Annotated in this window: 14 protein-coding genes; 2 read left to right on the top strand and 12 right to left on the bottom strand. The window is 37.4% G+C overall.

Annotated elements, in window-relative coordinates; genetic code table 11:
- Nucleotides 1-40: 40 nt before the first annotated feature.
- Nucleotides 41-1,132: a GTPase HflX gene (locus A2290_05730; GenBank protein OGC15818.1), complete on the top strand. Its 1,092-nt coding sequence runs from the start codon at nucleotides 41-43 to the stop codon at nucleotides 1,130-1,132.
- A gap of 14 nt (nucleotides 1,133-1,146) precedes the next feature.
- Here the strand turns inward: A2290_05730 and A2290_05725 are convergent, their stop codons facing one another.
- From A2290_05725 to A2290_05690, 8 genes are all read right to left on the bottom strand, one after another.
- The gene (locus A2290_05725; GenBank protein ID OGC15817.1) at nucleotides 1,147-2,166 is read right to left on the bottom strand and encodes a 3-deoxy-7-phosphoheptulonate synthase; all 1,020 of its coding nucleotides are present in this window, start codon (nucleotides 2,164-2,166) and stop codon (nucleotides 1,147-1,149) included.
- 4 nt (nucleotides 2,167-2,170) lie between these two features.
- On the bottom strand, nucleotides 2,171-2,521 hold the full coding sequence (locus A2290_05720; GenBank protein ID OGC15816.1) for a chorismate mutase: 351 nt from the start codon (nucleotides 2,519-2,521) through the stop codon (nucleotides 2,171-2,173).
- A 182-nt stretch (nucleotides 2,522-2,703) separates the two neighbouring features.
- Nucleotides 2,704-4,086: a hypothetical protein gene (locus A2290_05715; protein OGC15815.1), complete on the bottom strand. Its 1,383-nt coding sequence runs from the start codon at nucleotides 4,084-4,086 to the stop codon at nucleotides 2,704-2,706.
- A 66-nt stretch (nucleotides 4,087-4,152) separates the two neighbouring features.
- Nucleotides 4,153-5,688 (bottom strand): hypothetical protein, encoded by a 1,536-nt coding sequence (locus A2290_05710; protein OGC15814.1) that lies wholly within the window; start codon nucleotides 5,686-5,688, stop codon nucleotides 4,153-4,155.
- Between the two features lie 172 nt (nucleotides 5,689-5,860).
- Nucleotides 5,861-6,904, bottom strand: coding sequence for a cell division protein FtsZ (locus tag A2290_05705; protein OGC15872.1), 1,044 nt, complete (start codon nucleotides 6,902-6,904; stop codon nucleotides 5,861-5,863).
- 35 nt (nucleotides 6,905-6,939) lie between these two features.
- Nucleotides 6,940-7,755: a hypothetical protein gene (locus A2290_05700; protein ID OGC15813.1), complete on the bottom strand. Its 816-nt coding sequence runs from the start codon at nucleotides 7,753-7,755 to the stop codon at nucleotides 6,940-6,942.
- Nucleotides 7,752-8,702: a hypothetical protein gene (locus A2290_05695; GenBank protein ID OGC15812.1), complete on the bottom strand. Its 951-nt coding sequence runs from the start codon at nucleotides 8,700-8,702 to the stop codon at nucleotides 7,752-7,754. The genes A2290_05700 and A2290_05695 overlap by 4 nt, the downstream gene beginning before the upstream one ends.
- A 133-nt stretch (nucleotides 8,703-8,835) precedes the next feature.
- Nucleotides 8,836-9,894, bottom strand: coding sequence for a 3-isopropylmalate dehydrogenase (locus A2290_05690; protein OGC15811.1), 1,059 nt, complete (start codon nucleotides 9,892-9,894; stop codon nucleotides 8,836-8,838).
- A 97-nt stretch (nucleotides 9,895-9,991) separates the two neighbouring features.
- Between A2290_05690 and A2290_05685 the strand changes: the two genes are divergently transcribed.
- Nucleotides 9,992-10,282 (top strand): hypothetical protein, encoded by a 291-nt coding sequence (locus A2290_05685; GenBank protein ID OGC15810.1) that lies wholly within the window; start codon nucleotides 9,992-9,994, stop codon nucleotides 10,280-10,282.
- Nucleotides 10,283-10,295: 13 nt separating this feature from the next.
- On the opposite strand, the gene A2290_05680 is transcribed toward A2290_05685, so the two are convergent.
- From A2290_05680 to A2290_05665, 4 genes are all read right to left on the bottom strand, one after another.
- A complete protein-coding gene (locus A2290_05680) occupies nucleotides 10,296-11,471 on the bottom strand; it encodes a hypothetical protein (protein ID OGC15809.1) in 1,176 nt (391 codons plus the stop codon).
- Between the two features lie 147 nt (nucleotides 11,472-11,618).
- On the bottom strand, nucleotides 11,619-12,476 hold the full coding sequence (locus A2290_05675) for a site-specific tyrosine recombinase XerD (GenBank protein OGC15808.1): 858 nt from the start codon (nucleotides 12,474-12,476) through the stop codon (nucleotides 11,619-11,621).
- Nucleotides 12,476-12,994, bottom strand: coding sequence for an ADP-ribose pyrophosphatase (locus tag A2290_05670; protein ID OGC15807.1), 519 nt, complete (start codon nucleotides 12,992-12,994; stop codon nucleotides 12,476-12,478). The genes A2290_05675 and A2290_05670 overlap by 1 nt, the downstream gene beginning before the upstream one ends.
- Complete coding sequence (locus A2290_05665) at nucleotides 12,976-14,103, bottom strand: hypothetical protein (GenBank protein OGC15806.1); 1,128 nt, start codon at nucleotides 14,101-14,103, stop codon at nucleotides 12,976-12,978. The genes A2290_05670 and A2290_05665 overlap by 19 nt, the downstream gene beginning before the upstream one ends.
- Between the last annotated feature and the right edge of the window lie 17 nt (nucleotides 14,104-14,120).

The raw sequence follows: 14,120 nt of genomic DNA, 5'->3' as shown, positions 1-14,120 counted from the left end.
AACAAGGACGATTATATGTTATAATCAAAACATAATCAATATGGAAAAAGCCCTTCTCGTCGAGGTAAAAATAAAATCAGAAGAAATTCCTTTAAAAGAATCTCTTCAAGAATTAGAACAACTTGTTAAAAGCGCCGGAGCACAAATTGTTGGCACATTAACACAACAAAAAGAGGCGCCTGATCTTAGATTTTTTATCGGCAAAGGAAAGGCCAATGAATTAAAAGATCTCTGCCAGACTTCAAATGCAAACGTCATAATATTCAATAACGATCTTTTACCGTCACAAAGTAGAAACCTTGAGGATTTTTTAGGTATTAAAGTAATAAATCGCACTGAATTGATTTTAGATATTTTTGCGCAACACGCGCATACTCGTGAAGGAAAACTTCAGGTTGAACTTGCCCAAAATGAATACCTCTTGACACATCTAACAGGCCATGGTGTAGAGCTTTCAAGATTGGGGGGTGGAATTGGAACAAGGGGGCCCGGTGAAACAAAACTGGAAATTGACAGAAGAAAAATAAATAAAATTATTGCAAATCTTAAAGAAGAATTGGAAAAAGTAAGAAAAACAAGAGAAATTGCAAGACAAAAGAGAAAATCATCTAATCTCCCTCTGATTTCAATAATAGGATATACTAACGCAGGAAAATCTACACTTTTAAATTCCCTTGCAAAAGCTAATGTTTTAACTCAAGACAAACTTTTCGCTACTCTCGATCCCGTAACTAGGCGGTTATATCTCCCTTCAGGAAAAATAGTATTGATAACTGATACTGTGGGATTTATAAGAAAACTTCCCCATACTTTAATATCAGCATTTAGAGCGACACTCGAAGAGACAGTTCAATCAGATATGTTGCTGCACGTTGTAGATGCATCTTCTCCATACATGGAAGATCAGATTAATGCAGTATATAATGTTTTAGAAGAATTAAAAATATTTTCAAAGCCAATAATAACTGTGTTCAACAAAATAGATAAAGAGACCAATAAAAAACAACTAGAAAAATTGGAGCAAAAATTTCATCCATCCACTTTAATATCAGCGTTAAATAAAGAAGGTTTAAATTCACTTTTGAAAATTCTTGATCAAGAATTTAACCCCGATTATGATAATCGGGGTTAATAAAACATAAAAGTTTAAGCTTCTCTGCCAATAGCATTTGCGATACGTTTAATTTTTTTCATAAGCTCTGCAAAAGTATCGGGCTTTAATGATTGTGGACCATCAGACAAAGCTTCTTCTGGCCTATTGTGCACCTCTATAATCAAACCATCGCAGCCTGCCGCAACAGCAGCCATAGCCATCGGAATAACAAACTCCCAGTTACCAGTGCCATGACTTGGATCAATAACAACAGGAAGATGGCTATATTTTTTTATAACAGGAACAGCCGAAATATCAAGTGTATTTCTTGTATATTTAGAAATTGTCCTAAGCCCTCGTTCACACAGTATTACATTGTTATTCCCTTCGGACATAATGTACTCAGCAGACATAAGAAGCTCTTCTATTGTAGCTGACATACCTCTTTTTAATAAGACCGGTTTTCTTAATTTCCCTACCTCTTTTAACAACTCAAAATTCTGCATATTTCGGGCGCCAATCTGTATTATATCCGCGTATTCAGCCACAAGTGAAACCGTTCTTGTATCCAACGCTTCCGTTACAACAGGCAAACCCGTCTTCTTTTTTACACTCCTTAACAACTTAAGTCCTTCTTCCCCCATCCCCTGAAAACTATATGGAGAAGTCCTAGGTTTAAAAGCTCCACCTCTTATCCCTTTTGCCCCAGCGCTTTTAACATCATCAGCAATCGTAAAGATTTGATCTCTGCTCTCTATGGAACACGGACCTGCAATCACAAAAATCGGGTTTTTGGAGCCTATAAATACATCTTTTAATATTTTTATCTGGCTATCTTCAGGTTTAAACTCCCTGCTAGCAAGCTTGTATGGTTTACGAATATTTACTATTTCTGAAACACCCGGCAATATCTGTATAGTTTCAAGCTCTATAGCGCTTTTATCTCCTATTGCGCCAATGACGGTCCTTTCTGTCCCTTTACTTAAATGAATTCCAAACCCATGTCTCTTCAACTTTTCAACCACATTATTAATTTGTTCCAGGGTAGCATCCTGTTTCATTATAACTATCATATTTTTATTCCTTTCTTAAATCCTTAGCATTTTTTAAATAAATATGTTTTATTTCCTTCTGCTGTTTATTACTATTTATATGCATTAAGACACGAATACATTTTTCAAGGCTTTTTGGAACAGCAATTTCTCTTGAACAGAGAAGAGGGACTTGATCTAAGCCCATTAATCTAGCCGCCTTGGCTGGAAATTCAGCGTTAAGATCATCTGTCGCGGAAAAAATAATAGAAGCAATATCATTGACATTAAGACTATTAGCATCCAATATCTCTTTTAACAATTCTTTTGTAGCATTTAAAACATCTGAAACAGTATTGTTTTCAACTGTTGTAGCGCCTCTAACGCCTCTTAACATGATTATCCTCCTATCATTTATATCATATCATATTTGTCTGTATTATTTATTTACAAAAAACAACTAAAAGGTAATGACAAAAATGTTTTTGCTTTTCATGTGAACATAAAAGACCCATAAAGTGACAAAAAAGGCGGCAAACTTGCAGGTCTGCCGCCTTTTAACAAAAACAAAAGACTACACTAAATTAAAGAACAACTCAAAAACAACATATTATAAACTCTTGTATAATTACCAACATTTAAAAACATTGTCTCTCCGGAATATCCAAAAAGCATAGGTATATTAAACATATTAACATCAAATCCGGCTTCATAATTTAAAATGCTTGCCGGCGCGCCAAGCACCGAGGTTGTATTAGGAACTGAAGGGAGTAAAGAATAATATATCTTGGCCATCATTTTAGTGCCAAACATAGGAACCTTCGCGACAATCCCTGCATTGGCAGCCCAAAAATTCATGGGAGAAATGGAATTGCTAAAATAAGCATACTTAACACCTAATAAAAGAAGGCCTTCTGTCCCATAAATGTTTGCTATTGTAGAAATTGTATTGATATCTATATCAGTACGATACTCATTAACAAATCCTCCGGTTACAGAACCTCCAGATGTTAAATAGACTATTTCATCGCGCAACACTCTTCCGGTTATTTCATAGTCTCCTTTTAAAAAACCTAAGTAATATTTATTACCATAAGAAAGAGACCCTCCGAAATTAGCCCAATTATTGGTCCCACTTCCTCCTTCATAAAGATTCCCGTATAATCCGGAAAGAAAAGCTCGCGGTTTGCCGATAAAAAGACGTTTGTCAACATTTAAAGAGAGGTCGGCATATCCTGTATATTTTTTACGAAGTTCTTCAATCTTTTCCGGACCTAAAGCATCAATCTTTGCAATTGCAATACCGATAAACTTAGCCGCAACTGTAGCTACAAAATATCTATCTGCCTCACCATTACCATTGAAACGGTCTCCTTGATTTAAAATCTTATATGTTGAAAGGATATCAATAGAACCCTTCGCCCAATGGGTGCTTTTCACGTCAGAAAAACCGCTATTCATCGACTTAACTGGTAATTTAACCCTGGCAAGAATCTTCTCAAATGCCCTTCCAACAACAACAGCCGCTTCATATTTAATAATGTTCTTTTTAGGCTTAAAGCTTCCATCAGGATATCCCTCAAAAACACCATATCTAACAACTAACTGTTCAACATAAGGATATGCCCAATGCCCTTCGCCTAGATCAGAAAATGAAATCTCCCTATCGCTTTTATTTATTTCATTAGCCAGGGGAAACCCATATCTCTTTTCAAGGTAATTGATAGAAGAAGCCATAACCTTTGAAAATTCAGCACGGGTTATAGTCTTTTCCCCTTTAAATGTCCCATCAGGATACCCTTCAATAACACCATATGAAACCATTTTATCCACATAGTTATACGCAGGGTTGCTGGTTTTTAAATCTTTAAACCTGGCATCTCCCTTTGCACTAGCTATCGGCTCCCCAAACGCAGGGAGCACAAATAACAGAACTAACAAAAAAACAAATATTTTCTTCATTACCTTACCTCCCCGCATAGTGGAAGATTCACCCCCACACCAAAATCTTTGGTGTGGGGGCTAGCCTTAGTTAAGAGTAAGTTGTTCCCCGGCAGCAACAGAATTTCCAGCTAAATCTGTCACCCCTTTTATATAAACTTTCTTGCCTGTTATATTATCACTCGAAGATATCCTTACAATTGAAAAATCATCAGCTGCTGCTGCCCCTAAATCAGAAGAGCTTTGAGTCAAAACGGAAAAGACCAAAGCCCCAGGACTCCCTTCCAAAGTAATGTTTGAAGTTGTTACTGATGCAGCATTAAGAGGCTCATTGAAAACTATATAAGCCACTCCAGTATCTGATCCTGTAATTGCAGGCAAATCATAACCATTAGTTAAAATAGTTCTCCCTTTTGGATTGGCAGCATCAAAATTGGAAGCCAGCCCAGTCGCTACATTTGGAGGATTTAATTCTGATACAGCAGCCTCTGAAGACACGGATTCCCCATCTCCATTGTAAGCGACAACTTTAACATACAGGGGATTGTTCACAAAAGGAATCTTTCCAGTATACAAAGGATCAAAACTCGCCATAACATTTCCATACAAAGCATTCATAATTTGATTCAATGTTACAGTAGGATTACAAGCAATAGTATTTGTTAAATATCTATAATTATTTGTACTCACGTCATTAACATAAACTTTATATCCTGAAACTTCTCCTGTAGATTGTTTCCAGTATAGCTGCACATTGTTAGTGCCAGTTATTGCATCTGCAAAATCTGCGCCGGAAGCATCACTTGTTATGATCTTGTTATTAAGAGTAGAAATAGATAGATTCGACGGCGCTCCAGGCAATCCGCCAACATCTATGCTATAGTCGGCTTTTAAAGATTGTCCTAATTCATTAGCTCCTGCTTGTCCGGCAACTAAGCTATAGCCAGCGGTATCAACTGCCGTACTCGTAGAATCAACCTCTAAAGTACAAGTCGTATTTGCGGGAAGAGTTGCCTGAGTGGTCAAAGTCAATACGGTTTTACTCGCATTCCAAGAAGCGGCCAGAGGAATAGATCCATTATCTGAAACAGAAGCTCTAATCCCTGTAATTGTTAGTTTTGGAAGAACTGAAAAAGCATCCATTGTTTCGTTAAATGTAACGACAAACGTCGGATTTCTACTTATTTCAGTATTAGGTGTAGGAGAATAAGACAAAATTACAGGAGATGAATCCAACACAATGTCGTCAACCTCAACACAATTATCAGTAACATCAACTAAATCAGATTTAATTAAAACTGTTGTCGTAGAAACTCTTTGATGTCCTTCGGCCGATGCTACAATTGTATAATCACCATCAGTAACATTTACAAAAGAATATTCTCCCAATGAATTTGTTGCTGTAGCGCTGGTTGTGGCTGCGCCTGACAAATAAACAAATGCTCCACTAAGAACATCCCCTCTTGCACCTGAAAGCTCATTAGTATAAACAGTCCCTTTAATTTTTATTCCCGATGGCTGAGCATTTGTCGTAGAGATACTCGGTTTTTCCTGGCTGCATCCTGCTAACACAAAAGCTCCCAACAAAAGAATTAAGCAGCTTACTAATAGATGTCTTTTCATTGTGGCCTCCTCTTATATAATCAATCAAACAGACTATTGAAAAACAAAAAAACTTAAATTTATTTCTCTTAGGATTCACCTCCTGTATAAAATTTTTCCAAATCTCTGGCACGTATTATAACAAATTTTTCTCCCACTGCAACTGCTTTTTATACCCTTATAACCGTTTTTTTTATACTCTCATAAAAGAAGGCAATTCTATATGTTCTTTCCCATGGGCCGTATTTTGTATAACTGTTGGAATTGATTTTTTTTCTTTTTGTTGGGCTCCCGGTTTAAATCCGGTTGCAATAACTGTTACCATAACTTCACCCTGTAATTTTTCATCTATCACAGCTCCAAAAATAATATTTGCATCAGGATCAACTGCATTATAAATTACTTCAGCCGCATCATTAACCTCATAAAGGGTGAGATCCGATCCACCAGTTACATTAAATATAACCCCCTTGGCGCCTGTAATTGTCTCTTCAAGAAGAGGACTTGAGATAGCTTGTTCCGCCGCTTCTGTCGCCCGATTTTCGCCGGATCCCGTTCCAATTCCCATCATGGCAGAACCTGCCTCATACATTATTGTGCGAACATCGGCAAAATCAAGATTTATTAATCCGGGGACTGTAATAAGATCAGAGATCCCTTTTACTCCCTGCCTTAAAACATCATCAGCAATTTTAAAAGCATCAATAATAGAGGTCTTGCGTTCAACAACCTGTAAAAGCTTGTCATTTGGAATAACAATTAGCGCATCGACTTTTTCTTTAAGGAGAGCTACCCCTGCTTCTGCCTGAGCTATGCGAACCGGACCCTCAAATCGAAAAGGCTTGGTAACTACCGCAATGGTAAGCATACCAAGTTCTTTAGCAATCTCAGCAATAATAGGAGAAGCCCCTGTCCCCGTCCCACCACCCATTCCCGCAGTCAAAAAAACCATATCTGCGCCAGTCAAAGCTTCTCTTATCTCTTCTCTTGATTCTTCAGCCCCTTTCTGTCCAACTTCCGGATTAGACCCCGCCCCCAATCCTTTTGTCAGTTTATTTCCAATTTGCAATCGATTGTCCGCCAAAGAGACAAAAAGAGCCTGGTTATCAGTATTTATCCCCCAGAATTCAACACCTACTACTCCGGAACCAATCATCCTGTTTACGGCATTAGTCCCTCCACCACCAACTCCAAAAACTTTTATAGTCGCGAAATTTTTATTACTCTTATCATTCATATTTTTTTGCATTTTAACTGATTAATTAAATCAAGTCAATCTTTAAATTCTACAACAGGAAACATTGGTACGCTTACATCAACATACTCTATATCATACTTGCGATCTTTTATTTTTGAATAAATATTTTCAAATACTTTAACTTTTTGAGAAAGCCCGTTAAGCTCACCCAGCTTAATGCTAATGATATCGTCGACAAGCAATTTCGCATTGTTTTTTTCAGAAATATCAATTCTAAGTTTTTTTGGCAACACCAGAGTTTTAAATTCAGCAAGCATATTTAATATCTCTCCGCCAATATCCGAACGAAGTTCTAATCCGCCCTCAAACCATGACTTATCAAGACCATTAATTACGGGAAGATCCGTTATGTCGGGGAAAGAGACTCCTACCGCCATAATTCCTTCCGGATTCATCACCACACCTTCATCATCTAGTATCAAAGACTGATTTTCTATCACGCAAACAACAGCAACCTTTCGTTCAACAACTTTTATAACAACAGAGGAAGGAAATCTCCTTAAGAAACTAACTTTTTTTAAAACAGGAAGATTCATCAATTTTTTTTTGGCGTTGTCAAATCTAAACAAAAAAATATTTTCCCCCACAGGTATATTTGCCAGACGTAAAACTTCATCTTGAGATAAAAGATCATTGCCAGAGACAGAAACATTGTTAATTTTAAAAACAGGCAAAGTTATAAGAAACGCAAAAATAACAACGGCAAAAAAAACAAAGAGAATTATTGCAAGTAAAGGATGTTTTTTCCTTCTATGTTTTTTTTCTTTATAACTGTTTTTTTTTACTGTTTTATTTTTTTTCATTAAAGCGAATTTTTCATTTCTTTTCAAATAAATGCGCTCTCTAAAATTCTTAAAACCAACTCATCAAAAGAGATCCCCGCATAAGCCGCCTGAGCGGGAAGATCAGACTTATCAGTCATCCCCGGTATGGTATTTATTTCACAAACATAAGGAGTATGATCTTTATTGCTTACTATTATATCCACTCTTGAAACACCCCGGCAGCCCAAGGCCTTATGCGCGGCAAGGGCGATCTCTTCTGTTTTCTTGTACAACGGAGGAGAAAGTTTCGCGGGTAAAATAAACTGGGTTCCACCTTCAGAGTACTTGGCATCATAATCATAAAATTCATTTTTTGGAACAAGCTCAAGAATGGGGATAATTTTTTCCCCCAAGATACCCACAGTTACCTCTCTCCCTTTTATATATTCTTCAACAAAACAATCATCATGTTTTTTTATTGTCTTTTTTAAAACTTTTTCAAAGTCTTCTCTTTTTTTTATAATAGAGACACCAAGGCTCGACCCTTCAGAAACAGGCTTTAACACAAGGGGGAAAGGGAAAATACTTTTTATACGCACCACTTCATCTGAAAGGCTTTTTTTATCACGGAGTCTGAAATTATCAATCCTAATAAACTTTGCGGTCGGAATACCACATGACTCAAAAACACGCTTGGCCGCAACTTTATCCATAGCAAGAGCAGAGGCTAAAACTTTTGATCCTGTATACGGAATTTTAGCTATTTCAAGAAGGCCCTGGATTGTACCATCTTCCCCGTACTTTCCATGTAAGGCAAGGAAAGCAACATCAATTTTTTTCTTCTTAAGTCTTGAAATCAGATCTTCTTCAAGATCAAATTGGACAACATCAAAACCCTGTTTTTTTAAAGAATCAAAGACCCTCTTCCCCGATCGTAAAGAGACATCTCTCTCCCCCGACCACCCACCGGCAATGACCGCAATTTTATTTTTTTTTAAAGATTTAATCGGCATAAAAAATATATTTGATCTATTTTAGCAGGAAAAGAATGAAAAATCTTGGGGATTTTAAGGAATGTGGGACTATTGCGAAATGTCACCCTGAGCTTGTCAAAGGGTGAGAAAACCTCTTGAGAATCCTTAAAAATTAAATAGCTGCAGCAACAGCATCCCCAACTTCCGTCGTCGACATCCCCATCTTCCCTGCAGCTTGAGACGGCATCTTTTGTACAACTTTAATTATTGCCTGTTCTATGGCGTCGGCAGCCTTTGCCTCTCTTACGGTTTCAAGCATCATCTGCGCCGCCCCTATCGCAGCTAAGGGATTTATTACATTTTTGCCTGTATATTTTGGAGCAGAGCCTCCTATAGGTTCAAACATGGAGACCCCTTCCGGATTGATATTTCCACCCGCTGCAATTCCCATCCCCCCTTGAATCATCGCCCCAAGATCGGTAATTATATCTCCAAAGAGATTGTCTGTTACAACAACATCAAACCACTCAGGATTTTTCACAAACCACATGCAGGTCGCGTCAACATGCGCATATTCACGCTTTATATCTTTATAATCCTTCTCCCCTATTTCATGAAATGCCCTCTCCCAAAGATCAAAAGCATAAGTTAAAACATTTGTCTTTCCGACAAGTGTAAGCTGTTTTCTCTTATTTCTCTTTCTACAATATTCAAAAGCATAACGGAGACATCTCTCAACCCCTTTTCTGGTATTTATTGAAACTTGAGTCGCAACTTCATCAGGGGTCCCTTGTTTTAAATATCCGCCTGTTCCAACATAGAGCCCTTCTGTGTTTTCGCGGACAACAACAAAATCTATATGCTCAGGGCCTTTATCTTTAATAGGGGTCCAAACATTCGGATAAAGTTTTACAGGCCTAAGATTGATGTACTGATCCAAAGCAAAACGAAGAGCCAGAAGAATCCCCTTTTCTAAAATACCTGGTTTAACATCAGGATGCCCGATAGCGCCAAGGTATATTGCATCAAATTTTTTCAGGTCGGAAACGGCAGAAGGAGGGAGTGTCTCTCCCGTCTTTTTATAACGCTCTCCTCCAAAATCAAAATGAGTATAATCAAATTTCATCCCGAATTTAACGGAGACAGCTCCCAAAACTTTTATCCCCTCGGCAACAACTTCAGGGCCTGTTCCGTCTCCACCAATTACAGCAATTTTATATGATTTTGACATTTCTAGACTCTCCTTTTCTTTATTAATTTTAACATGAAACTCTTAAAAATTAAAGAAGGCTTGCCAATTAAAGCATTGAAAGGTATAATCGTCGGAAATGGCAGACAAGGATAATATCCACGACGAAATGGAAGAGGCGTTTCAACTCTCAGCAGGAAATTGCCAGGCTTGCGGAGGCATATTAAAAGCTGAAAAAGTAAACCTTGAAGAGATTGAGAACGGAAAGCTTTATTTGATGGAAAATGTAAGCGCTTATGTCTGTGAACAATGCGGAGAAAAATGGATTCCGGAACCTATAATAAAAGAATTTGAAAAGATGATCGAAACTACGCATAAATTCCACAAAAAAACATCTAAAAAGAAATCTTCGAAAAATAAAAAGAGATAAAAAATCTAAATTTCTATACTATTAAAGCTTCCGCGGCTATAAATAACGAACCTGTAATAAGGATCGGTTTTCCTTTGGCTTTTGCAGTCTGAATTGCCTCTTTAACTGTAAACGGAGCTTTTTTTGCTTTTGGGTGTGAAGACTGCGCTTCTATTATGGAATCTGATATCTCAGATAAAATATCAATCATTGAATTAGAATCTTTATCCTCCTGAGAACCAAAGACTATGGTAAATTTCTCCCTCATTCCTAAGCTTAATAAAAATTCTTTCAAGATTTTCATGCCTGCCGGATTATGCGCTCCATCAACAATAGTTAAAGGATTTCTTGAAATTATCTGAAAGCGGGCCGGCCATTTTGTTTTAGTTATTCCTTCTTTCAAGTTTTCATCGCTTATTAAATATTTTTTATCTCTAAGTAAATCAATAACTTTTAAAATTATAGGCAAATTTAATTTTAAAAAATATTTTTCTTCCTCAAAAATATGTTTCCCTTCATGAGATTGTGGTTCTACTACATGCAGAGGTGATAGATTTTCCACCGCAACTTTTCTAAAAACTTTCAAAGCCTCTGTTTTTTGTTCCGCGGTAACAACAGGAATCCCTGACTTTATAATTCCAGATTTTTCATAAGCGATTTTTTGAATTGTATCTCCTAAATACCGTGTATGATCAAAATCAATATTTGTAATAACGGTTACAATCGATTTCACCACATTTGTAGCATCAAGTCGCCCTCCCATTCCAACCTCAATAACTGCAATATCCACTTTTTGTTCCGCAAAATATTGAAAGGCCATGCAGGTGATGACCTCAAAGGGGGTTAATTGGTGGATGGATGGTAAGTGTTGACTGATAGATTGTAGTAAGGGTTCAGAATCCTGACCCCTTACACCCCTTATATCCCTTACAATAGTTGCCTCTAACCTCTCAAAATCCTCATCTGATATATCCACCCCATCAACCTTGATCCTCTCATTCCACTTTAAAAGATGGGGGGAGGTAAAAAGTCCGATTTTATAGCCTGTTTCTTTTAATATAGAGGCGGTCATTGCGCAAACAGAACCTTTTCCGTTTGTCCCTGCAACATGGATTGCGGGGAATTTTAGATGAGGATTGCCGAGTTCTTCAAGAGCGACGGAGACCCGCTCTAAACCAAGATTTATATTAGTCGTGTCAAAGTCAAGCATAAAAAGATTATATCAGATATTACCCCGATTATTTATACCTCGAGTAAACCCCAATGATTCATAGACTAACAGAATTCTAGCAGAATGTTGGAAATTTTCCCAGGTATGAACGCCGATTTCCTAATCGGGGTGAATAATCGGGGTTAATCAGGCTCTGGGATGTGCTTTCATATAAATTTTCTTTAGCCTTTCACGCGATACTGACGTATAAATTTCAGTCGTAGCAATATTGGAATGTCCAAGCATCTCCTGAACCGTTCTAATATCAGCCCCTCTTTCTAACAGATGAGTCGCAAATGAATGACGAAAAGTGTGCGTAGAAGTTTTGAGCCTTATTCCCGACTTTAAAACATATTTTTTGATAATATTCCATAATGCCTGTCTAGACATCCGAGTCCCGTTTCTATCAAGGAATAATGTGTCTTGTATTTTCCCTTTAAGAAGTTTAGGCCTCTCGTCTTTCATATATTCCTCGATAGCCTTTTTTGCCGCGTCCCCCACAGGAACAATTCTTTCTTTATCACCTTTTCCGGTACATTTAATGAAGCCGGCATCTAAATTTACATCATTTAGCTGGACAGAGATCAATTCCGAAGCACGCATTCCTGTGGCGTACAAAAGTTCAATTATTGCCCAATCCCTCTTGTTTTTGATGGCTGATTTTATAATAGAAAAAACTTCATTAATAGGAAGAGCTTTTGGAAGTCTTCTTCCTAATTTTGGAAGTTTCAAATCAGAAGTTGGATCTTCTTTTATTTTTCCTTCGGCAATCAGATAATGAAAAAATGTTTTGAGCGCAGCTTGCTTGCGCATTCTCGTTGACGGAGAATATCCTTTTTCTTCCATTTGATCCAGATATTTTTTGAACAGTTCACGATCAACTTTTTTATCTTTTACAAATTTGAAAAACTGAAGAATATCCCGTTTGTAATTTGAAACGGTGTGCTTTGAAGCCCCTTTTTCAAAGTTTAGGAAGTCGATGAATTCTTGAAGATGTGATTGCATTATTTCCTAGTCAAATTAATCCCAACAATCGTCTTCCCATCCTTAATCTCCCCGTTTTTAATCATCTGCAAAGCTGTTTCAATCGGAGTTATCGCAACTTCAATATTTTCATCTTCATCGGGATTGTTTTTTGTTGCAACTAAATCCCTTGCAATAAAAATGTGGAGCTTTTCGGTCGAATAGCCGGGTGAGGTGTAAACCGTTAGAGCAAATTCGATCTTATTTGCTTTATAACCAGTCTCTTCTTCAAGCTCCCGTGCCGCCGCATCCTTTAGCTCTTCGCCTTTGTTGATTAAGCCTGCGGGAATTTCGTAGATTGCCTCTTCGATCGGTTTTCTGAACTGGCGGATCAGAATTATTTTACCATCATTTGTAATCGGGACGATTGCGACAGCTCCCGGGTGTTCACAAATTTCACGGTGGGAGATTTTACCGTTAGAAAGCTCAACTTCATCATCACGCAAGCCGAGCATTCGCCCTTTATATATTCTTGTAGATTTTATTGTCTTTTCAAACATTCTATTATAAACCTAGCGCCGTCATATAAATCATTTATCTTAATATACTCATCATTGCTGTGGATTTTATGGGCGCCGACACCCAGTATTAAGCATTTAACTCCGAGTTTGCTAAAATTGTTTGCATCAGAGCCACCGCCTGTCGGAACAAGTTTTGGAGTAAGACCGATTCTCGAAAGCGCTCTTTCCGCAAGTTTTATAAGAGGATCTTTTTTGCCGATATTAAACGAATCATAAACTTTATTTATATTAAGTTTGAGTTTTGCTCTATATTTCAAACAAGCTTTTTGCAAGCATTCTTCCATATGGTTTAACTGTTTTTGAAGTTTTGTGGGAGTGCGGCTACGCGCTTCTCCTTTTAAGAAGACCTTTTCGGGGATAATATTTGTCGCAGTACCTCCTTCAATAACGCCAATATTCGCGGTTGTTTCAAAATCGATCCTGCCCAGCTTCATTTTGGCGATTGCTTCTGATGCAACTTTTATGGCATTTATCCCGTCTTCGGGATGGACTCCTGCATGGGCCGGTTTACCTATAATTGTTGCTGTTACATTGAATTGTGCAGGGCCTTGATTGTGGATATTTGATATTTCTCCCCCATCCAAAACAAAGCCAAGTTTTGCTTTGATATCTTTTTTCTTGATCTCTCTTGAACCAAAAAGCCCGATCTCCTCCCGTACAGTTAAGATTACTTGAATATCAGGATGAGAATTTTTTTCTTCTTTTAAAGTCTGTAAAACCTCCAGAATAACAGCAACTCCGGCCTTATTATCCGCACCAAGGATCGTATCCCCTTTTGAAATAATCTTTCCGTTTTTAATTTGAGGTTCAATTTTTCCTTGATAAGCAACAGTATCTATATGGGCATTTAAGAGAATTGGTTCTTCCGTTTTTTTGTTTTTTAGTTTTTCAGTTTTTACGTTTTTTGATTGCTCGATTCTTCCGTTAAAATAAGCAAAAATATTGCCGATTTTATCTTGAGAGACTTTACCACCAAGCAATTTAAGCTCAAGCAACAAAAGTTTTCCAATTGTTTTTTCCTCACCCGACGGGCTTGGTGTTTTTATATATTTGATGAACCTTTTTAGCAGTCTATCTTTATTGATCACAATAAACGAATTATATC

The sequence above is a fragment of the candidate division WOR-1 bacterium RIFOXYB2_FULL_36_35 genome (genome assembly GCA_001771505.1).
Lineage (GTDB): Bacteria > Margulisbacteria > WOR-1 > XYC2-FULL-46-14 > XYC2-FULL-37-10 > XYB2-FULL-36-35.
This window is presented reverse-complemented; position numbering and strand designations above follow the sequence as displayed.